At 67.6% G+C, this 19,409-nt stretch carries 24 protein-coding genes; 11 read left to right on the forward strand and 13 right to left on the reverse strand.

Translation table 11 applies throughout. The features are described 5' to 3' along the window. Positions 1-29: 29 nt before the first annotated feature. From C3E99_RS10640 to ygfZ, 3 genes are read right to left on the reverse strand one after another with little or no spacing between them, the layout of a single operon-like run. Positions 30-593 carry a retropepsin-like aspartic protease family protein gene (locus C3E99_RS10640; protein WP_076076211.1) on the reverse strand — a complete coding sequence of 188 codons (564 nt, stop codon included), beginning with the start codon at positions 591-593 and terminating at the stop codon, positions 30-32. A 46-nt stretch (positions 594-639) separates the two neighbouring features. After that, entirely contained in the window at positions 640-1,263 is a 624-nt protein-coding gene (locus C3E99_RS10645) for a hypothetical protein (RefSeq protein ID WP_076076213.1), read from the reverse strand. A gap of 31 nt (positions 1,264-1,294) precedes the next feature. Continuing rightward, on the reverse strand, positions 1,295-2,029 hold the full coding sequence (gene ygfZ / locus C3E99_RS10650; RefSeq protein WP_104959774.1) for a CAF17-like 4Fe-4S cluster assembly/insertion protein YgfZ: 735 nt from the start codon (positions 2,027-2,029) through the stop codon (positions 1,295-1,297). A 151-nt stretch (positions 2,030-2,180) separates the two neighbouring features. On the opposite strand from ygfZ, the gene pyrC reads away from it, so the two are divergent. After that, positions 2,181-3,203, forward strand: a complete 1,023-nt coding sequence (pyrC, locus tag C3E99_RS10655; protein WP_076076218.1) for a dihydroorotase — start codon at positions 2,181-2,183, stop codon at positions 3,201-3,203. 16 nt (positions 3,204-3,219) lie between these two features. On the opposite strand, the gene rarD is transcribed toward pyrC, so the two are convergent. Then, positions 3,220-4,137: an EamA family transporter RarD gene (gene rarD / locus C3E99_RS10660; protein WP_076076221.1), complete on the reverse strand. Its 918-nt coding sequence runs from the start codon at positions 4,135-4,137 to the stop codon at positions 3,220-3,222. A gap of 25 nt (positions 4,138-4,162) precedes the next feature. Further along, entirely contained in the window at positions 4,163-4,384 is a 222-nt protein-coding gene (locus C3E99_RS10665) for a hypothetical protein (protein WP_067185099.1), read from the reverse strand. A gap of 216 nt (positions 4,385-4,600) precedes the next feature. Between C3E99_RS10665 and C3E99_RS10670 the strand changes: the two genes are divergently transcribed. The 4 genes from C3E99_RS10670 to C3E99_RS10685 all read left to right on the forward strand — a co-directional run bounded on the left by C3E99_RS10670 (position 4,601) and on the right by C3E99_RS10685 (position 7,307). Further along, complete coding sequence (locus tag C3E99_RS10670) at positions 4,601-5,005, forward strand: glycine zipper 2TM domain-containing protein (protein ID WP_324787668.1); 405 nt, start codon at positions 4,601-4,603, stop codon at positions 5,003-5,005. A gap of 425 nt (positions 5,006-5,430) precedes the next feature. After that, positions 5,431-5,982 carry a GNAT family N-acetyltransferase gene (locus C3E99_RS10675; protein ID WP_067112511.1) on the forward strand — a complete coding sequence of 184 codons (552 nt, stop codon included), beginning with the start codon at positions 5,431-5,433 and terminating at the stop codon, positions 5,980-5,982. After that, positions 5,979-6,416, forward strand: coding sequence for a DUF1330 domain-containing protein (locus C3E99_RS10680; RefSeq protein ID WP_076076223.1), 438 nt, complete (start codon positions 5,979-5,981; stop codon positions 6,414-6,416). The genes C3E99_RS10675 and C3E99_RS10680 overlap by 4 nt, the downstream gene beginning before the upstream one ends. Before the next feature lie 144 nt (positions 6,417-6,560). Next, positions 6,561-7,307 carry a hypothetical protein gene (locus C3E99_RS10685; RefSeq protein ID WP_076076226.1) on the forward strand — a complete coding sequence of 249 codons (747 nt, stop codon included), beginning with the start codon at positions 6,561-6,563 and terminating at the stop codon, positions 7,305-7,307. A 96-nt stretch (positions 7,308-7,403) separates the two neighbouring features. On the opposite strand, the gene C3E99_RS10690 is transcribed toward C3E99_RS10685, so the two are convergent. After that, positions 7,404-7,586: a CsbD family protein gene (locus C3E99_RS10690; RefSeq protein ID WP_067112520.1), complete on the reverse strand. Its 183-nt coding sequence runs from the start codon at positions 7,584-7,586 to the stop codon at positions 7,404-7,406. A 116-nt stretch (positions 7,587-7,702) separates the two neighbouring features. Then, positions 7,703-8,437, reverse strand: coding sequence for a Crp/Fnr family transcriptional regulator (locus C3E99_RS10695; RefSeq protein WP_104959775.1), 735 nt, complete (start codon positions 8,435-8,437; stop codon positions 7,703-7,705). Between the two features lie 655 nt (positions 8,438-9,092). Between C3E99_RS10695 and C3E99_RS10700 the strand changes: the two genes are divergently transcribed. After that, positions 9,093-10,481 carry a DUF1254 domain-containing protein gene (locus C3E99_RS10700; protein ID WP_076076229.1) on the forward strand — a complete coding sequence of 463 codons (1,389 nt, stop codon included), beginning with the start codon at positions 9,093-9,095 and terminating at the stop codon, positions 10,479-10,481. Positions 10,482-10,594: 113 nt separating this feature from the next. Here the strand turns inward: C3E99_RS10700 and C3E99_RS10705 are convergent, their stop codons facing one another. From C3E99_RS10705 to thiS, 3 genes are read right to left on the reverse strand one after another with little or no spacing between them, the layout of a single operon-like run. Continuing rightward, positions 10,595-11,371 (reverse strand): bifunctional sulfur carrier protein/thiazole synthase protein, encoded by a 777-nt coding sequence (locus C3E99_RS10705; RefSeq protein WP_076076231.1) that lies wholly within the window; start codon positions 11,369-11,371, stop codon positions 10,595-10,597. Between the two features lie 2 nt (positions 11,372-11,373). After that, a complete protein-coding gene (locus tag C3E99_RS10710; protein ID WP_067113501.1) occupies positions 11,374-11,724 on the reverse strand; it encodes a VOC family protein in 351 nt (116 codons plus the stop codon). Next, positions 11,724-11,924 carry a sulfur carrier protein ThiS gene (thiS, locus tag C3E99_RS10715; protein ID WP_174521678.1) on the reverse strand — a complete coding sequence of 67 codons (201 nt, stop codon included), beginning with the start codon at positions 11,922-11,924 and terminating at the stop codon, positions 11,724-11,726. The genes C3E99_RS10710 and thiS overlap by 1 nt, the downstream gene beginning before the upstream one ends. A 78-nt stretch (positions 11,925-12,002) precedes the next feature. Here thiS and C3E99_RS10720 point away from each other — a divergent pair, with 78 nt between their 5' ends. The 4 genes from C3E99_RS10720 (at position 12,003) to C3E99_RS10735 (ending at position 16,099) form a co-directional block, all read left to right on the forward strand. Continuing rightward, a complete protein-coding gene (locus tag C3E99_RS10720; protein WP_076076234.1) occupies positions 12,003-12,455 on the forward strand; it encodes a type II 3-dehydroquinate dehydratase in 453 nt (150 codons plus the stop codon). 69 nt (positions 12,456-12,524) lie between these two features. Next, complete coding sequence (accB, locus tag C3E99_RS10725) at positions 12,525-13,004, forward strand: acetyl-CoA carboxylase biotin carboxyl carrier protein (RefSeq protein WP_104959776.1); 480 nt, start codon at positions 12,525-12,527, stop codon at positions 13,002-13,004. Positions 13,005-13,012: 8 nt separating this feature from the next. After that, entirely contained in the window at positions 13,013-14,374 is a 1,362-nt protein-coding gene (gene accC, locus C3E99_RS10730) for an acetyl-CoA carboxylase biotin carboxylase subunit (RefSeq protein ID WP_076076237.1), read from the forward strand. Between the two features lie 375 nt (positions 14,375-14,749). Then, the gene (locus C3E99_RS10735; RefSeq protein ID WP_234002448.1) at positions 14,750-16,099 is read left to right on the forward strand and encodes a L,D-transpeptidase family protein; all 1,350 of its coding nucleotides are present in this window, start codon (positions 14,750-14,752) and stop codon (positions 16,097-16,099) included. 318 nt (positions 16,100-16,417) lie between these two features. Here C3E99_RS10735 and C3E99_RS10740 read toward each other — a convergent pair whose 3' ends face one another. Then, complete coding sequence (locus C3E99_RS10740; RefSeq protein WP_234002449.1) at positions 16,418-17,134, reverse strand: murein L,D-transpeptidase catalytic domain family protein; 717 nt, start codon at positions 17,132-17,134, stop codon at positions 16,418-16,420. A 205-nt stretch (positions 17,135-17,339) separates the two neighbouring features. Here C3E99_RS10740 and C3E99_RS10745 point away from each other — a divergent pair, with 205 nt between their 5' ends. Then, positions 17,340-17,684, forward strand: coding sequence for an arsenate reductase family protein (locus C3E99_RS10745; RefSeq protein ID WP_076076240.1), 345 nt, complete (start codon positions 17,340-17,342; stop codon positions 17,682-17,684). 12 nt (positions 17,685-17,696) lie between these two features. Here the strand turns inward: C3E99_RS10745 and C3E99_RS10750 are convergent, their stop codons facing one another. Then, complete coding sequence (locus tag C3E99_RS10750) at positions 17,697-18,053, reverse strand: hypothetical protein (RefSeq protein ID WP_158682255.1); 357 nt, start codon at positions 18,051-18,053, stop codon at positions 17,697-17,699. A gap of 24 nt (positions 18,054-18,077) precedes the next feature. Further along, positions 18,078-19,187: a DNA replication/repair protein RecF gene (gene recF / locus C3E99_RS10755; protein WP_076076243.1), complete on the reverse strand. Its 1,110-nt coding sequence runs from the start codon at positions 19,185-19,187 to the stop codon at positions 18,078-18,080. Between the last annotated feature and the right edge of the window lie 222 nt (positions 19,188-19,409).

Below are 19,409 nucleotides of genomic sequence, written 5' to 3' on the forward strand. Positions count from 1 at the left end.
GACAGGCGCACTTTCCGATGGTACCGGAATCAGCGCAGCGTCATCGTGTCGCCTTCGATATTCACCGCGTCGAGCCGCGACAGGAAGCTCTGGCCGAGCAGCGACACGCCCATGTCGGCATCGACGACCGCCGCCTGGACGCCGCGAACCTCGATCCCGTCCACCTCGACGCTGTCTAGCATCACCAGGCGCATCGGCACCGCACCGCCCGCGGTGTTCGCCATGCCCGCGACCGGCAGGCGATCGACGTCGATCCCGATCGCCTCCGCATCGCGGCGCGTCAGCGCGACGATCGAGGCGCCGCTGTCGACCATCATGCGGATATTCGCGCCGTCGACATCGGCGTCGGCATAGAAATGCGAATCGCCCGCGCGGCCGATCCGCACCTCCCCCGACCCGCCGCGCGCGGCGGCAGGTGCCGAAGACCAGCCATGACGGCGCTTCGCGGTGGTCCAGTTGCCGTTCGTGTCGTCCTTGCCCGCATCGGCGGCGACTCCGGCATTGCCGATCGACGCCGTCCGGCTGGCGATTCCCGCCATCCCGACCGACACCGCCGCGACCACCGCGGCCAGACCCAGCATACGCCCCAACATGGCAGCGATTGTCGCAGGTCGGGGTTGGGGAATCGTTAAGCCGCGGTCAGAATCCGGTGGGCGGCGTTTCGATGAAGGCGCGCCATTGCGGCGATCCCTCGCGCAGCGAATAAGCGATGCGCGCGCAGCCATAGGGGCGGTCGGGCGCATTGTCGGCTTCGGCTGCGGTGCGCGGCCAGACGGCTTCGGCCGGCGGGTGGGCGCTCCAGCAGACGAGCGCCTCGGCCTCGGGCCGCGCCGCGATCTCGGCGCGCTCGGTAGCGGAATAGGAGGCAGGGACGCTCCATCCCAGAATGCGGCGCGTCGGCGGCGTCTCGCCCGCGAACAGCGGCGCGAAGGCGCCGCACGGGTCGGCCAGCAGCGCTTCCACCGCGCGGGCATCAGCCGCGCCCAGCCATGGCCCGCCGAGCAGGGGTTGCCAGCGCGCGACATCGCCCGAGCGCAACGCCGCCAGCAACGCGTCGGCGGCCGCCGCGAAACGCGGCAGCCACGGCGAATCGCCGGCAAGGTCCGAAAGCGGCGTCGGGGTCCGCGGCGCATCGTCCTCATAGCCGGGGACGAGCGGCGCCTCCGCGAGCGGTTCGGCGGACGGAACAGGCGGTACGCAGCGGCTCTGCGCGGCGGCGGGCGTCGCGGCGGCCAACAGGCAAAGAGTCAGGATCGCGCGCATGCCGCCATCATAGCGCCACGGGCTGCACGCGTCATGAACCGTCCGACGCCAGCGCCTCGCGCATCCATGCGGGCGCCTTTGCAGCGTCGATCGCCTCGACGCGGCGATGCTCGACCGACCAGCCGAGTTCAGGATAGGTCACCACCTGACGCCTGGCATCGGTGTCGGCGATCGGCACGACGACCAGCCGCCGGTTGACCTTCTGCCGCCAGTTCATCCGCGCGGTGTTCTCCTGCCCGACATAGCAGCCCTTGGTGAAGCTGACGCCGTGCAGTTCCGCGGCATTGCATTCGAGCCACAGCGTCGTGCCGTCGCCCAGCTCGGCCCGCCCCTCGGTGACGCCGAGCGACAGGCGGTGCGCGTGCCACGCCGCGGCGGCGCCCTCCCCTTCGCCGTCATCGGCCGGGCCGAGCCAGCGCTGGCCGAGGTCGGGAAGGCGCGGATCGGGCTCGCCGAGGTCGCCGTAAGGCGCCCAGTGCACGGACAGGCCGGGCTCGGGCGCGATGGTGATCGCGCGGCGCAGGCGGTAGAGGGTCAGCCGCTTGACCAGCGCCTCGCTTGCTGCGCGCTCGCAGTCGATGAGGATGTCGTCGCGGTCGCCCCAGATCAGGAAATCGAACAGCACCTTGCCCTGCGGCGTCAGCAGCGCCGCCCAGACCGGTAGGTTGCCCGACACGTCATTTGTGACGAGTCCCTGCAGGAAGCCGCGGACATCCTCGCCCGACAGGCGGACGAGGGCACGATCGTCGAGGGTATTGTTGGCCATGGATAGCGAAATAGGACGACACGACGGCGACTTAAAGCCCCCTCCCGCCTGCACGAGGGGTTTGGGGTGGGCCTGAACCTCGACTTGGGCTAATCGCGCAACGGACTGCCCACCCCCGACCCCTCCCGCAAGCGGGAGGGGGGAGACGAAAATGACCGACCGCCTGATCCTTCGCCGCCCCGACGACTGGCACGTTCATCTGCGCGACGGCGCGATGCTGGCGCATGTCGCGCCGTGGACCGCGCGCCAGTTCGCGCGCGCGATCGTCATGCCCAACCTGTCGCCGCCGGTGACGACGGTCGCCGAAGGCGTCGCCTATCGCGAGCGCATCCGCGCCGCGGTGCCCGCCGGGCTCGATTTCACGCCGCTGATCGTCGCCTATCTCACCGACCGCACCGATCCCGGCGAAATGGCGCGCGGCCATGCCGAAGGCGTGTTCACCGCCGCAAAGCTCTATCCAGCGCACGCGACCACCGGCAGCGCGCACGGCGTCACCGACATCGCCAACATCATGCCGGTACTCGAGACGATGCAGGCGATCGGCATGCCGCTGCTGATCCACGGCGAGGTCACCGACGCGGACGTCGACATCTTCGACCGCGAGGCGGTGTTCATCGATCGCACGCTCGCCCCGCTGGTCACACGCTTTCCGGCGCTCAGGATCGTCTTCGAGCATATCACGACGGCCGAGGCCGCGCAGTTCGTCGCCGACGCCCCCGCTACCGTCGCCGCGACGATCACCCCGCAGCATCTCCACATCAACCGCAACGCGATGCTCGTCGGCGGCATCCGCCCGCACGCCTATTGCCTGCCGGTCGCCAAGCGCGAGCATCACCGTCTGGCGGTGCGCGCGGCGGCAACCTCGGGTTCCCCCAAATTCTTCCTGGGCACCGACAGTGCGCCGCACGCGGTGCATACCAAGGAAGCCGCCTGCGGCTGCGCGGGCATCTTCAACGCGCCCTTCGCGCTCGAAAGCTATGCGACCGCGTTCGACGAGGACGGGGCACTCGACAAGCTCGAAGGCTTCGCGAGCGAGCACGGGCCGCGCTTCTATGGCCTGCCGCTCAACGAAGGCACGGTGACGCTCGAACGCGGCGCGGTGACGGTCCCCGACCGCATCGGCGAGGTCGTGCCCTTCCACGCCGGCGAAACATTGGGCTGGCGGCTGGCGTAGGGTCAGTTCCCGCCAGTCAGGGCGTCGGCGCGACCCGCGCCCCGCGCGATTTCGCCCAGATATCGAAGCTGAACAGCGCGATGCTGATCCAGATCAGCAGGAAGCAGACAAGCTGCGCCGGTTTCAGCGGTTCGTCGAACAGGAAGAGGCCGAGCAGGAAGACGATGCTCGGCGCGAGATACTGGCAGAAGCCGAGCACGGCGAAGCTCATCCGCCGCGCCGCGGTCGCGAAGAACAGCAGCGGGATCGCGGTGATCGCCCCCGCCGAAACCAGCAACAGCGTGATGTCGCGGTCGGAGCCGAATCCCACCCCGTCACCGGCCGCGACATAATAGACCGCGACGACGAGTGCGGGCACGAACAGCAGCGTCGTCTCGATCGCCAGACCCGGCAGCGATCCGACCGGCGCCACCTTGCGCAGCAGGCCATAGAAGCCGAAGCTGAAGGCGAGCGTCAGGCTGATCCACAGCGTTTCGAGCGCACCGCCGAGCAGCAGCGCGACCCCGAGCGCGGCGATCGCGACCGCCATCATCTGGAGCCGTGAGAGCCGTTCGCCGAGGAAGATCATTCCCAGCATCACATTGACCAGCGGGTTGAGATAATAGCCGAGGCTGGTCGCCAGCACATGGTCCGTCACGATCGCATAGATGTAGACGAGCCAGTTGAGCGCTATCAGGATCGAACTCACGAGCAGGATGCGCAGCGTCCGCCAATCCCTGAGCGCCGCCAGATAGGCGCCGATCTGACGGCGGAAGACCATGATCGCGAAGCAGAGCGGCAGCGACCAGAGGATGCGCTGCGCCAGCACCTCGACCGGCGGCACGCTGACCAGCAGCTTGAAGAAGATCGGGACGAAGCCCCAGATGCCATAGGCGGCGAGCGCATAGGGCAGCCCGCCCTGATCGCTCCCCTGCGCGGCAGTGGCTCGGTTCATCGCACGGGTTCGCCCGGCCGGCTGGTCAGAGGATGCCGCCGCCGAGCATCAGGCGTATCACGCCGACGACGATCACGACGATGTTGAGGTTGCGGCCGCTCGTCCGTCCCGACATCGCGCCCAGCGCCAGCCCGACGATGGCGATCGGCACGATCACCCAGTTCGCCCAGCCGAGCAGCGGGATGAAAGCCGGGATGGCCAGAACCAGCGCGAAAACGCCGATGACAAGCGAAAGGAGGTTGAGCATGGCTCTATGTCGCACGGTCGCCTGCGCCCTTCAAGCCTCTTCGGCGGTCGCACGGCGATAGCCGCGATGCGAGAATTATCTCGGTTCATCTATCGAAATACTCGCTTCGTCTTGTTGCCCAGGGTTCATGCAACGCAGTCCAGACGAGGCTCGTTCTCCCCATCGAAGCGTCCGCCGTCCGTGCGGCGGTCAGGGCGCCAGACCAGGAAAGGATTCATGATGCAGAATTTCACCAAAGGCCTGATCGGCGCTTTCGTCGCGGCAGGCGTCGTCGGCAGCGCCCCGGCCTACGCCGGTCTGTCGAGCGCGGTTGCCGCTCCGGGCTATCACAAGGCGGAGGCTTCGGCCGATTATTACAAGAAGCGCAAGCACCGCCGCAATTATGCCTCGCGCGACGAGCGGATCAATTCGAACACCCGCATCTGGCGCGATAGCGACGGGCGCTATCGCTGCAAGAAGGACAATGGCACGACCGGCCTGCTGATCGGCGGTGCGGTCGGCGGCCTCGCCGGGCATGAGATTGCCGGCGGCGGCGACAAGCTGCTGGGCACGGTGCTCGGCGCGGCCGGCGGCGCGCTGCTCGGTCGCGAGATCGACCGCGACAAGTATCGCTGCCGCTGATCCAGCGGATTCCAATGCGGGGTGCGGGTCCGAGACCCCTCCATCCGCTCCCCGCATGGAAGAGGGCGTCGGCCTAGCGGCCGGCGCCCTCGTTCGTTGGGGCCATTGTCGTTCGGGTAAGGACCTGTTCCCCGGCGAAAGCCGGGGTCCACGCGGGGCGGCAGCTCATGCCATCTGGACCCCGGCTTTCGCCGGGGGAACGGTTAGCTGTCGAAAAAGAGAGGGTTGCCAACCTGTTTGGGAATCCATGGTCTGCGCTGTCCATTGGCGCGGCGCCGAAGGAGACGGCGGGCCATGGATGCTGAAACGCGTTCAGCATGACGAAGGAAGGAAGAAAGGGTGTCAGCGGGCTTGCCCCTCGCCCCGCCTTGTCGCACAACCGGTCGCCCCGGCGCTTGCCGAAACGCCCTTCGGAAAGGATCGCCATGCTCAACGGCCCGCTGCTCGTCACCGAACGGCTGATCCTGCGCCCGCCGGCCACCGAGGATTTCGATGCCTTCGCCGCCATGTGCGCCGAAGAGGAGACGATGCGCTTCATCGGCGGCACCTGTCCGCGTTCGTCCGCATGGCGGCATTGGTGCACGCTCGCGGGCGCGTGGCATATCCGGGGTTTTTCGATGTTCTCGGTGATCGAGCGCGCAACGGGCGAATGGGTCGGGCGGCTGGGGCCCTGGGAGCCCGACGGATGGCCGGCGCCCGAGATCGGCTATGGCGTGCGCGCCCGCTTCGCCGGCAAGGGCTATGCCTTCGAGGGCGCGGTCGCGGCATGCGATTTCGCGGTCGAATTTCTGAAATGGCCCGAACTGATGCACAGCATCGACCCCGCGAACGGCCGCTCGCAGGCACTGGCGCGGCGGCTGGGCGCCACCAATGCGGGCCCGACCCGCCTGCCCCCGCCCTTTGAGCACGCCCCCGTCGACGCCTGGACGCAAAGCGCGGAGGCATGGCGGGCCAAACGCAAGGAATTCCGTCCATGACCAATCGCCATGTCGACCCCGAACGCGCGCAGTTCGACGCCTTCAAGGCGCTGCCGCGCGATACGCCGATCCATATGCTGAACCTCGTGCGCTTCCGGGCCGAGGCCGCCTACCCGGCCGAACACCCGCTCGCGGGCAAGGGGCTGAGCGGCGCGGAGGCCTATGCCCATTACGGGCGGGACAGCGGCCCGGTGTTCGAACGGCTCGGCGGCCGGGTCGTCTGGCGCGGCACGATGGAGGCGATGGTGATCGGCCCGGCGGATGAAAGATGGGATGCGGTGTTCGTCGCGCAATATCCGGACAGCGGCGCCTTCATGGCGATGGTGACCGACCCCGTCTATCGCGAGGCGGTGGTTCACCGGCAGGCGGCGGTCGAGACCTCGCGGCTGATCCGCTGCGCGCCGGGAACGGCGGAAACGAAGGGTTTCGCATAGGGCGCGCGGTGCGGAGAGCGGAATAGCGTCTCGCTCCGGCACAGTTTTCGGCTAACAAATCCTTGCCTGTTAACGCTTTTTCCTCACATCTTCTTAACCAGCTTCCGGCAAGCCCGAGGCCAAGAGATTAAGGGAGTGTTAGCAATGATCGTGCGGGGAAAATGGCTGGTTGCCGGCTTGCTGGTGGCGACGGCGGGGCTCGCCGGCTGCCGGGACAATCCCGCCGCCAAGGCGGAGTTGAAGCCGCTCGACGACGGGCTGACCAACGCCGACCCGACGGTGAAGGGCGCGCTCGAAGACAAGATCATGGTCGATCCGAAGCTGACCGGCCAAGCGAACCGCAACGCGGTCGGACCGGGCAACCGGCCGGTCGACGGCGGCGTTCCCGGCATCGGCGCCGGCAAGGCGGCGACCGCGGCCGAAGCCGCGGCGGCGATGAAGGCGGGCAAATTGCTCGCCGCGCCCAAGGCGCTGCCGTTCGAGGCGAATTGCGACGGGTGCGAGGCGAAGCGCCCCGTCACCATCGGCGCGCTCGCCCGCGAGCAGGCGAAGGGAAGCTGCGATGCGAAGCTGACCTATGGCAACCAGTGGGCCGACCGCCTGCCCGCCGCCTTCCCCGTCTATCCGCGCGCGACGCTGCGCGAGGCGGCCGGAGTCGCCGGCGGCCAGTGCAACATCCGCGTCGTCAATTTCCAGACCGCCGCCTCGCTGCAGGGCGTTCTCGACTATTATCACACGATGGCGATCCGTGCCGGCTATACCAGCGACCATCGGATCAACGGCAACGAGCATATGCTGGGCGGCACACGCGGCGACCTTGCCTATGTCGTCTTCGCGCGCCGCGACGGCGGCATGACCGACGTCGACCTGGTGGCGTCGGGCGGAAAATAGCAGGGTCGGAAAATAGCGGGCAGGCTTCGACGATATGAAAATGCCCCGGAGAGAGGGGAGCTCCGGGGCATTTTCCATGTGCGGTGAAGGCTATCGTCAGACCTTGTCGCCGAGCGCGCCCTTCACCTTGCCGCTGAGATTCTGCGCTTCGCCCTTGCGTTCCTGAAGCTCGCCCTCGGCGCGCAGGCGCTCGTTGTCGGTCGCCTTGCCGACCGCCTGCTTCGCATTGCCGATCGCTTCGTTCGCGAGGCCCTTGGCCTTGTCTTTCATTTCACCCACGGGGGAATCTCCTTGTTGATCGAGGCCGCATCGCCTCATGCCCGATCAACGCACCGACCGGGCCCATGTTCCACGGGCGCGGTAAAACGCGCGGTCCGCGAGGCGGCCCGGGTGGATCAATCCCCCGCCGCGGCGATCCCGTCGAGCGCCAGCGGATCGCGGATCGTGATGCGATTGTAATCGGTCGCGATCAGCCCCGCCTCCTCGAAGCCACGCAGCAGCCGGTTGACGCTCTGGCGCGTCACGCCCAGCATCGCGCCGAGCTGTTCCTGCGGCAGGCGGAGGCCGAGTTCGGTACCATCCTCGCCCGCGATGCCATGGATGCGCGCGAGCCCGACGAGCGTCGCCGCCATCCGCTGCTCGAGCGAGCCGAGCTGCTGGTCGTTGAGCAACCGCAGGCTGTCGCCCTGGCGCGCGCACATGAACAGCGCGATGTCGCGCCACAGCGCCGGTTCCGCATCGAGGATCGCGATCAACGCGTCGGCGGGCAGGTGGAGCAGGATGCTGTCGGCATGCGCGCGATAGGCGAAATGGATGGGCTGGCGGTCGAGCAGGCGCACGAGGCCGACCACATCGCGCGGACCGGCGAGGCCGAGCACGAATTTCTTGCCCGCCGCCGACACGCGACTGATCTCGATTCCGCCCGAGACGACGACGAAAGCCTCGCGCCGCCGGGGATCGCGCGGATAGATTTCGGTGCCGCGCGGATAATGTCCGGCCCGCGCGATCGCCGCGAGATCGGCGAGCCGCGCCGCGGGCCAGGCGCCGAAAAGATGACAGGACCGCAGCATCTCCAGCCGCTCCTCGCGGCTCCAGCGGTGCTCGCCCTGCTTCGCCTGCCCCCTCGCCATATCCAACCGGCCTCCCGCCCGTCGTTCTAGTTACCTGAATCTGAAGTTCGCCACATCGATTCCGTCACCCCGGGCTTGGCCCGGAATCCCGCTTCCTTTCGCGCACGGACGGAGGAAAGGCGGGACCCCGGGTCAAGCCCGGGGTGACGATGAGGACAAGAACCTTGATTCCACCATACTAAGGCGTGTGGGGATTCATCTTGCAACTGTCCTTTATCGTGTGTCCCCGCGAAGGCGGGGACCCATCTGCGGTGGTTTCGAGATGGAACCGGCCGAAGATGGACCCCCGCCTTCCGCCTATGGCGGAAGTTTATCCTGAGCGCCCGCCCTGCGGGCAGTCGAAGGGCAGGGGAACACGGCTTTATACAATATCGCGGCGATAGACTCTGAATCCCCACAGGCCATAGAGCGGCGTGCCATACACCCGCAACGCCCCTTATCCGTTCGTGTCGAGCGAAGTCGAGACACCCATCGGCGTGGCGCAAGGCCGACAAGTGTCCCGACTTCGCTCGACACGAACGGAACGATAGGTCAGATTTAAGGCTCAATGCTCCAAATGCCGGGAACCGGAATCCCAGGAGATTGTCGCCCGGATGACAGACTGGCGCCGCCGCGAACGCTAGCGGGACGGAAAATCTGCGAGGAGATCGGTTCGATGAAAAGCCTGCTGGCCCTGATGGCGATGGCGACGATCCTGCTGCCCGGCGCGACGCGGGCGGCGCCGGTGAGCGAGGAGGAGGCCTATGCCGTCGGTCTCGAAGCCTATGCCTACGCCTATCCGATGGTGCTGATGGAAGTGACGCGGCGCGTCGCGACCAACGCCCGGGAAGGCCGGCTGCGCGCGCCGATGAACCAGTTTTCGCACATGCGGCGCTATCCCGACGCAACCTTCAGGGACGTCGTGCGGCCCAACGCCGACACGCTCTATTCGAGCCTGTGGTACGATGTCGGGAACGAACCGCTGGTCCTGACGCTGCCCGACACGGCGGGGCGCTATCATGTCGTGCCGATCATGGACATGTGGACCGAAGTGTTCGCGACGCTCGGCACGCGCACCACGGGCAATGACGGCGGCACCGTCGCGCTCGTCGGCCCGCACTGGCAGGGTACGCTGCCCCAGGGCATGCGGATGGTACGCAGCCCAACCGACATGGGCTGGATCATCGGCCGCATCCAGACCAACGGCGCCGACGATTACGATCATGTCCACATGCTCCAGGCACGCTATGCCGCGACGCCGCTGTCGGCATGGGGCAAGCCGCAGGCGGCCGCCGCACCGGCGAAGGCCGATCCGTCGGTCGACATGACGACGCCGCCGGTCGAGCAGGTCGCAGCGCTCGCGCCCGACGCCTTTTTCGCGCTGTTCGCCGAGACGATGAAGCGCAATCCGCCACACGCCACCGACGTCGCTATCCTGCTGCGCATGGAAAAGGTCGGGCTGGAAGCGGGGCGGAGCTTCGATCTCGGCAAGGCCGACCCGGCGGTGCAGCGCGGGCTGACGCGCGCCGCCGCGGACGGCTATCGCCGCATTGTCGAACGACGCCGGAGCGTGCCGCTGAGCCGCGATGGCTGGGTCGCGCTGGGCAATGCGCTCGGCGTCTATGGCAACGATTACCTCCAGCGCGCCTTCATCGGCTATGCCGGGCTCGGCGCGTTGCCGCCCGAGGAGGCCATCTATCCGATGGCGCCGATCGACGGCGACGGCAAGCCGCTGAACGGCGCGGCGCGCTATGTCCTCCATTTCGACAAGGAGCGGATTCCGCCCGCCGACGCCTTCTGGTCGCTGACCATGTACGGCGCCGACCAGTTCTTCGCCGCCAATCCGTTGGGCCGTTTCGCGATCGGCGACCGCGACAAGCTGAACTTCAACGCCGACGGCTCGCTCGACCTCTATATCCAGACGGACAGCCCGGGGACCGACAAGGAAGCCAACTGGCTGCCCGCGCCCGCGGGACCGTTCACGATGAACCTGCGCCTCTACCTGCCGCGGCGCGAGGCGCTGGAAGGACGCTGGACCCCGCCGCCGGTGAAACGGGTGCCCTAAGCAAAACCGCCGTATCCCCGCGAAGGCGGGGATCCATCTCCGGCCGGTTCCATCTTGCACCGACCGGAGATGGGCTCCCGCCTTCGCGGGAGTATGCAGCTTTTTCCGGTAGCCTAGATCAGCCCCGCGAGCGGGCTTGACGGGTCGGCGTAGCGGCGCTGGCCCATGCGGCCGGACAGATAGGCGTCGCGCCCCGCTTCGACCGCCAGTTTCATCGCGCGCGCCATGCGGATCGGGTCCTTCGCCTCGGCGATCGCGGTGTTCATCAGCACCCCGTCGCAGCCGAGTTCCATCGCCACCGCTGCGTCGCTCGCGGTGCCGACGCCGGCATCGACAAGCACCGGCACCGATGCACCCTCGACGATCAGGCGGATCGTCACCCGGTTCTGGATGCCGAGCCCCGACCCGATCGGCGCACCAAGCGGCATGACCGCGACGGCGCCCGCATCCTCGAGCTGCTTCGCCGCGATCGGGTCGTCGACGCAATAGACCATCGGCAGGAAGCCCTCCTTCGCCAGCACCTCGGTCGCGTGGAGAGTTTCGCGCATGTTCGGATAGAGCGTCTTCGCCTCGCCCAGTACCTCCAGCTTGACGAGGTCCCAGCCGCCCGCCTCGCGCGCGAGGCGCAGCGTGCGGATCGCGTCGTCGGCACTGAAGCAGCCCGCGGTGTTGGGCAGATAGGTGATCTTCTTCGGATCGATATAGTCGGTGAGCATCGGCGCATTCGGGTCCAACACGTTGACGCGGCGCACCGCGACGGTGACGATCTGTGCCCCCGACGCCTCGACCGCGGCGGCGTTCTGTTCAAAATCCCTGTATTTGCCGGTGCCGACGATCAGCCGCGACGTGAAGGTCCGCCCGGCAACGCTCCAACTGTCGATTCTGTCCACATTCAATCCTTGTTCTGCACCACGTTCGCAATGTCGCCGAGGGGATCGCGAACGAAAAACCGGCGAACGCCCCAGGGCTCGTCGCGCAGGGCGTAGACGATCTCGTGCCCCGCCGCGACCGCGCGGGCATGCACCGCATCGACGTCATCGACGCCCACCGAATAGGCGGGCCGCAGCCCCGACGGGTCGTCGGTCAGGACGCTGATCTGCGCCGTCGGCTGGGTGGACGAACGATAGATGGTGATGAAATCGATCGCCATCGCCGTTTCCAGCCCCAGCACATCGTTGAAAAAGCCCGCGCCTTCCCGGACGTCGCCGGCATAGCGATTGGGCACGATCCGCGCGACCGCCATCAGCCGCCTCCCACGAAATGGACGATTTCCAGCGCGTCGCCGTCCGCGAGCGCCACGTCGGCAAGGGTCGAGCGCGGCACGATCTCGCGATTGCGTTCGACCGCGACCTTCTTCACGTCGAGCCCGAGCGACGCGACGAGGTCGGCGATGCTGCCCCCGCGCACCTGCCTCTGCTCTCCGTTGAGGATGATCGCAATCACCGCCGCTGCCCTTCTTTGCGTTTCGCCGTGCAGCCCATATAGGGGGAGCCAGCCCCGCCGCAACCGAAAGCCAGGTCTTTGCCGGAAACCTCCTCCGAAACCCCCGTCGTCTTCGTCCTTTCGGGCCCCAACCTCAACCTGCTCGGCACGCGCGAGCCCGAAATCTACGGCCACGATACGCTGGACGCCATCCACGCGCGGCTGGCCGCGCAGGCGGCCTGGCTGGGCCTGTCCGTCGACTGCCGCCAGTCGAACCACGAGGGGGTGCTGATCGACTGGCTGCACGAAGCGCATTTCGCGGGCGCGAAGGCGGTGCTGCTCAACGCCGGCGGTTATACGCACACCTCGATCGCGCTGCACGATGCGATCAAGTCGATCGCGGTGCCGGTGATCGAGGTTCATCTATCGGACCCGAAAAGCCGCGAATCCTTTCGCCATATCAGCTATATCGGCATGGCGGCGGCCGCGCATTTCGCGGGGCACGGCGCGAACAGCTACACGCTGGCGCTGGACGCCGCCGCGCGTCTCTGACAAGAGGGCGCGACCAGAACAGGGGTCGAGTGCCACCAAGGCACCACAACAACAACAGGAACTATCGCAATGGGTGACCACAAGGATCAGGGCATCAACATCGATCCGGCTTTCGTCCGCGCGCTCGCCGAGTTGCTCGACGACACGCAGCTTTCGGAAATCGAGGTCGAGGACGGCGACCGCAAGGTGCGCGTCGCGCGAACGCTGACCGCCGCCGCAGCCGCGCCTGTCGCCTTCGCCCCCGCGGCCCCCGCCGCCGTTCCCCTCGCGCCGCCCGCTCCCGCCGCGGCGCCGCCGCCCGCCGCCGACAGCTTCGCCGACGCGGTCAAGTCGCCGATGGTCGGCACCGTCTATCTCGCGCCCGAACCGGGGGCGCCGACCTTCGCCAGCGTCGGATCGTCGGTGAAGGAGGGCGACACCGTCCTGATCATCGAGGCGATGAAGGTGATGAACCCGATCACCGCCCCCACCTCCGGCACGCTGAAGGCCGTGCATGTCGAGAACAGCCAGCCGGTCGAGTTCGACCAGCCGCTGTTCACCATCGGCTGATTCATCCGATGACGATCGAGAAACTGGTCATCGCCAACCGCGGCGAGATCGCGTTGCGCATCCACCGCGCCTGCCACGAAATGGGGATCAAGACAGTCGCGGTGCATTCGACCGCCGACGCCGACGCGATGCACGTCCGCCTCGCCGACGAGGCGGTATGCATCGGCCCGCCCGCGGCGAAGGACAGCTATCTCAACATTCCCGCGATCATTTCGGCGGCCGAGGTGACGGGCGCCGACGCGATCCATCCCGGCTACGGTTTTCTGTCGGAAAATGCGCGCTTCGCCGAGATCATCGAAGCGCACGGCATCACCTTCGTCGGCCCCAAGCCCGAGCATATCCGCACCATGGGCGACAAGGTCGAGGCCAAGCGCACCGCGGTCGAACTGGGCCTGCCCGTCGTTCCCGGCTCGCCGGGCGCCGTCACCTATGGCGACGAGGCGAAGCGGATGGCCGAGGAGATCGGCTATCCGGTGCTGATCAAGGCGGCGTCGGGCGGCGGCGGCCGCGGCATGAAGGTCGTTCCCGACGCCGACAGCCTCGAAAGCCTGATGGGCCAGGCATCGAGCGAGGCGGCGGCGGCATTCGGCGATCCGACCGTCTATATGGAGAAATATCTCGGCAATCCGCGCCACATCGAATTTCAGGTGTTCGGCGACGGCAACGGCAATGCGATCCACCTCGGCGAGCGCGACTGCTCGCTCCAGCGCCGCCACCAGAAGGTGCTGGAGGAAGCGCCCTCGCCCGTCATCTCGGCCGAGGAGCGCGCGCGCATGGGCCAGATCTGCGCCGATGCGATGGCGAAGATGCACTATCGCGGCGCCGGCACGATCGAGTTTCTGTGGGAAAACGGCGAATTCTTCTTCATCGAGATGAACACCCGCATCCAGGTCGAGCATCCGGTGACCGAGATGATCACCGGTTTCGACCTCGTCCGCGAACAGATCCGCATCGCCGACGGGCGCGGCCTGTCGGTCCGTCAGGAGGATCTGGAATTCCGCGGCCACGCGATCGAATGCCGGATCAACGCCGAGGACCCGCGCAGCTTCCTGCCCTCGCCGGGCAAGGTGACGCAATATCACGCCGCGGGCGGCATGCACGTCCGCGTCGATAGCGGGCTCTATGCGGGCTATGCGATCCCGCCTTATTACGACAGCATGATCGGCAAGCTGATCGTCTATGGCCGGACGCGCGAAAGCTGCATGATGCGGATGCGCCGCGCGCTCGACGAGATGGTCGTCGGCGGGATCAAGACCAACATCCCGCTGCATCAGGCGCTGCTTGCCGACCCAGACGTGATCGACGGCAACTACACGATCAAATGGCTCGAGGACTGGCTCGCGCGGCAGGATGCCGAGGCGAAGGGGTAGGGCGCGGGGCCGAAGCCGGCCATTCGGCGTCGTTGCGAGCAGCGAAACCGCGTGGCAATCCAGAGCGCGGCGGGAGCATCGCGCCTCTATCCTGAATCGCTGTCCCGTTCGTGTCGAGCGAAGTCGAGACACCCATTGGCCTTGCGCTACGTCGATGGGTGTCTCGACTTCGCTCGACACGAACGGATTTCAGTTGGTCCGGATTAAGCACGGCGCTCTGAATTGCTCCGAGATTGCTTCTCCCTGATCAAATCCGGGGTCGCAATCGCGACGCCGGTCAAGGCCATCGAACTCCGGCACCACCTCCATTCGGAGCCACCCTGCCCACCCGTCCCGCGCTTCCAAACCCTTGGAAACTCGGTTATGGCGGGGCGCATGTCGAAACTCTCCCCCCGCTTCGCATTCGCCCTGCCGCTTCTTTTCGCGGCCGCACCAGCCCTCGCGCAGACGACCGACGTCAAGGAGGATTCGGTCGTCCTGCAACCCGACAAGGTCACCGACGACGCGCCCGTCGTCGAAACGCTGGCCGAAGCCAATCTGCCCGACTGGTCGGCGAACAATGCCAAGGCGCTGCTCGCCTTCATCGGCAATGTCGGCGCCGAAGGATTGTTTCCAAAGGATTACAACCCCGACGGGCTGCAGGCCGCGATCGCCGGCGGCGACCAGGCGCGGCTCGACAAGGTCGCGACCGACAGCTTCCTGCTGCTCGCGACGCATATGCGCGACGGGCGCACGCCGAACGCGGCGCGCAAGCAGTGGTTCATGACCGACAACGACGCCGAGCAGACGCCGCTGATCGCATTGCTCACCTCCGCGCTGCTGTCCAATTCGGTTCCCGAGGCGCTGCTCGGCCTCGACCCGGTCCATCCCGATTTCGCCGCGCTCAAGGCCGCGCTCGCCGTCGCCAAGACGCCCGCCGACACCAATGCGATCCGCGTCAACATGGAACGCTGGCGCTGGATGCCGCGCGACCTGGGGTCGGGCTATGTCGTCAGCAACGTCCCCGAATATCTGACTCGCGTCGTTCACGACGGCGTCGTCATCGCAACGCACAAGGCGGTGGTCGGCAAGCCGTCGACGCCGACGCCGCAGCTCAACCCGATGGCGACGGGCGTGATCCTCAACCCGACCTGGACGCTGCCGCGCAGCATCATCAACGAGGGCATCGGCGCGACGATCGCGCGCAATCCCGCCTCCGCGCGCGCGCAGGGCTATACCTGGACGGGCAGCGGCAAGACGCTGTCGGTCGTGCAGCAGCCCGGCGCCAACAACGCGCTGGGCGTGATGAAGATGGAGATGCTGAACGAACACGCCATCTACCTGCACGACACGCCGTCGAAGGGCGCCTTCGCGCAGGCGGCGCGCGCGTTCAGCCACGGCTGCATCCGCACCGAGCGCGCGCTGCACTTCTCGGGCCTGATGGCGGTGATGTTCGCCGGCCGCAGCCCCGAAGAGTTCGGCGAGGCGGTGGCGAGCGGCAAGACGACGCGCTTCGGCTTCGAAAATCCCTTCCCGGTCTATGTCGCCTATTGGACGGTCGTTCCCGATGCCAAAGGCGGGGTGAAGAAACTCGCCGACATCTATGGCCGCGACGCGCCCGTCGTCGCCAGCTTTGCCAAGCCCGGCCGCACCGCGGCGGTCGTCATCTCCCCGGCGCCGCCAACCGTGGTGCCGACGATCCCGGCCCCCAACGTCACGACGCAAGCGACGACCGGAATCTATTGAGCCTGACGGTCATAGCCGGGTGACGCTGCATGGGATCGTCATTGAATAGCCGGAGCGGGATGACATCGAATGGACTCGTCATTGCGAGCGGCGAAGCCGCGCGGGAATCCAGAGCTTGCGTAAACCGCCCTGGATTGCTTCGCTCCGCTCGCAATGACGAGGTAGGTCAATCCAAAGTTATCAGAGTCTAAGCCGACAGCCGCGTGCTCCCGCGCAGGCGGGAGCCCAGAGCGACAAAGAGCCAGCGTCGGCGCCAGAATGCTCTGTGTCCCCGCCTTCGCGGGGACACTATCCTTTTCAGTCGAGGACGATCATGCCCTAATCCGCCGTCTTGGGCAGCGTTCCGTTGGCGCCGGTGCGGATGATATTGTCCGCGACCGGCGGCAGCTCGAACGGCGCCGGCGGCGGCGATACGCTCAGCTTGTCGGCGAAGAGCAGGCGTCCGGGGCCGAGCTTGTAGAGGATTTGCGGCAGCAGCGCCTCGCCGAACACGAAGCAGCCTTCGCTGCGCCCGAGCTTGCCCTGCGTCGCGATCAGCGCGGGGTCGGCATACCAGGCGCCGTGGACGACGATCGCGCGGATGTCGGCGTTGCTGTTGTCGGGCTCCAGCCCCGCGAGGCGCATCGACGAGCCGTTGGCGCCCCAATAATAGTCGCTGGTGCGATAGGCGCCGCGCGAACTGGCCAGCGATCCGACGCGGTTCGAGAAACTCTTGAGCCAACCGTCGTGCTGCGGGTCGGAACCGCGACCGTGGGTCACCGGATAGAGGTCGATGGTGCCCGCGACGAGGTCGACGAGCGCGAAGCGCGGACGCGAAGAGGGCAGTCCGAAATCGACGATGCCGACGCGATCGGTCTGGCCGATTCGGTTGCCCTGCCGTTCGAGCTGCTGGCGCGCGACCGCCAGATAATCGACCGGCGGCGCGGGCGGCGCCACCGGCTGCCGAATCCAGTCGGGGAGCTGCGCGCGGGCCGGGGCGGCGGCCATCGCCCCCGCACCGGCCAAGGCCGCCAGCATCGCCCTGCGATCCATCATATCATTCACGTGCAACCCAACCCCGCAACGGCCGCCAGCCGGCGGCTCCTCGACCGTCATAAGCGCCTGTCCGCGTGGCAAAGGCAAGACGGTCGTGCTTCGTCATGCGGGAGAATGTGGCATATTCGCCATGAATAGCGGGTTTACGCCGGCGCCCTTTTTCACGACCTTGCCCGCGCCGGACCCGCGCGGTAGGAGCGAGCGCATGAAAGCGACCATCTGGCACAATCCGGCCTGCGGCACCTCGCGCAAGACCCTCGCCATCCTCGAAGAGACGCCCGGCGTCGAGGTCGAGGTCGTCGAATATCTGAAGACTCCCTACACCGCCGACAAGCTGCGGCAACTCTTCGCGGACGCCGGGCTGACGGCGCGCGAAGCGCTTCGCCTGCGCGGCACCGACGCCGAAGAGCGGGGCTTGCCCGACGCGGACGAGGACGCGATCATCGCCGCGATGGTGGCCAATCCCGCCTATGTGAACCGGCCCTTCGTCGAAACCGACAAGGGCGTGCGTTACTGCCGGCCGCAGGACATGGTACGGGAAATTCTCTAGACTGCCGTCCCGTCACGGACATTGCACGCCAACGCTGCCCGGCGGCACACAGATGAGATACGTCCCGTCATCGCCGCGTCGCAGCTTCCAGCGCATTTTCCGGCCGTCCCGAATGTGCGTGTGGCCGAAATAGCGGACGGTGATGACGCGGGCCAGGCGCTGACCGCTCAGCACGCGCGAGACGTGCAGCCTGGCCGTCATCCAGCCGTGATCCAGCACGTCATCGGGATCGTTCGTCGATTGATAATCGTGGAGATTTTCGAGCCGTCCAATCAGTTCCACATAGGGCGTCGCCGCAGGCGGCTCGGCGGCCGCCCCGGAACCGAGCATCAGCGCGCCAACCAGCGTGGCTGAGTGTCTCCACGGCATCCCGCACCTCCCATTGGTTATTCTTCATGCGGCCGAAATCCGACCGCCCGCGATATGGAATCGCATCACCGGGCCCGGCATCGCGTCGAACAGCGCCGGCTCGGTTCCGGTCAGCCATGCCTGCCCGCCCTGCCCCGCGAGCCGCTCATAGAGCGCGGCACGGCGCGAGGGGTCGAGGTGCGCGGCGACCTCGTCGAGTAGCAGCACCGGCCGCCGCCCCCGCGCCCGCGCCACGCAATCGCCGTGCGCGAGGATGAGCGAGAGCAGCATTGCCTTTTGCTCGCCGGTCGAACAGCGCGCCGCCGCGCGGCCGCTCGCGGCGTGGACGGCGGACAGATCGTCGCGGTGCGGCCCGGCGGTCGCCCGTCCCGCCGCCGCGTCGATCCGCCGCCGCCCCGCGAACAGCGCACGCAGCGCCTCGGCCGTCCATGGTTCGGCGCGGGCCTCCCCTTCGCTGTCGACGAGCGTCAGCAGCGGCCGCGCGAAGGGGGCGTCGGGCTGCTGCGCCAGTTCGGCGGACAGCGCCGCGAGCGTGTGCTGCCGCGCCGCGTCGATTGCGGCGCCATGCTCGGCGAGTTGCGCTTCGAGACTGGCAAGCCATTGCGGGTCCGCCGAAGTCGCGTCGGCGAGCAGCTTGCCGCGCGCGCGCAGCGCCGCCTCGTAGCGGTTGCCGTGCTGCGCGTGGCGGGGATCGAGCGCCAGCACCAGCCGGTCGAGGAAGCGCCGCCGGTTCCCCGCGGTCTCGACGAACAGCCGGTCCATCGCGGGGGTGAGCCACAGCACCGCCAGCCAGTCGCCGAGCGCGGTCGCCGCCGCCGCGCCGCCGTTGATCCGCACCAGCCGCCGCCCCGGATGCGCGGGCTCGATCCCGGTGCCGAGCGCGACCGGCGGCAGATCGTCGCCCGCAAGCACCTCCGCGAACACCGCGAAGCCGCCGCTCGCCCCGTCGCGCACCATCTCGGCGAGCGGCGCGCGGCGCAGCCCGCGACCCGGCGCGAGCAGCGAGATCGCCTCCAATATATTGGTCTTGCCCGCGCCATTGTCGCCGTGGAGCGCGACCAGCCCCGGACCAGCGGCCAGATCCGCGCCGGCGTGATTGCGAAAATCGGTCAGCGAGAGGCGGATCAGCGTCATCGGCTTTCCGCGTAGGATATTTCCCACGCCAAGGGAAACCGCTCTTTCGCCCCGTGCGGCGCGACAGCGGGATCAGCGGGCGGGTTCATTGGCCACGAACCGGGGGCGGACCGGCCTTCCATGCGGGGTGACGAAAAACGCCCGCCGGATCCAAGCTGTATATATTTGACCGATCAATGGCATTTTTTCCCATCATCGCGCAATTATCACGGCGAAATAAAA

Origin of the sequence: Sphingopyxis sp. MG (genome assembly GCF_002953155.1) — a bacterium.
Taxonomy (GTDB): Bacteria; Pseudomonadota; Alphaproteobacteria; order Sphingomonadales; family Sphingomonadaceae; genus Sphingopyxis; species Sphingopyxis granuli.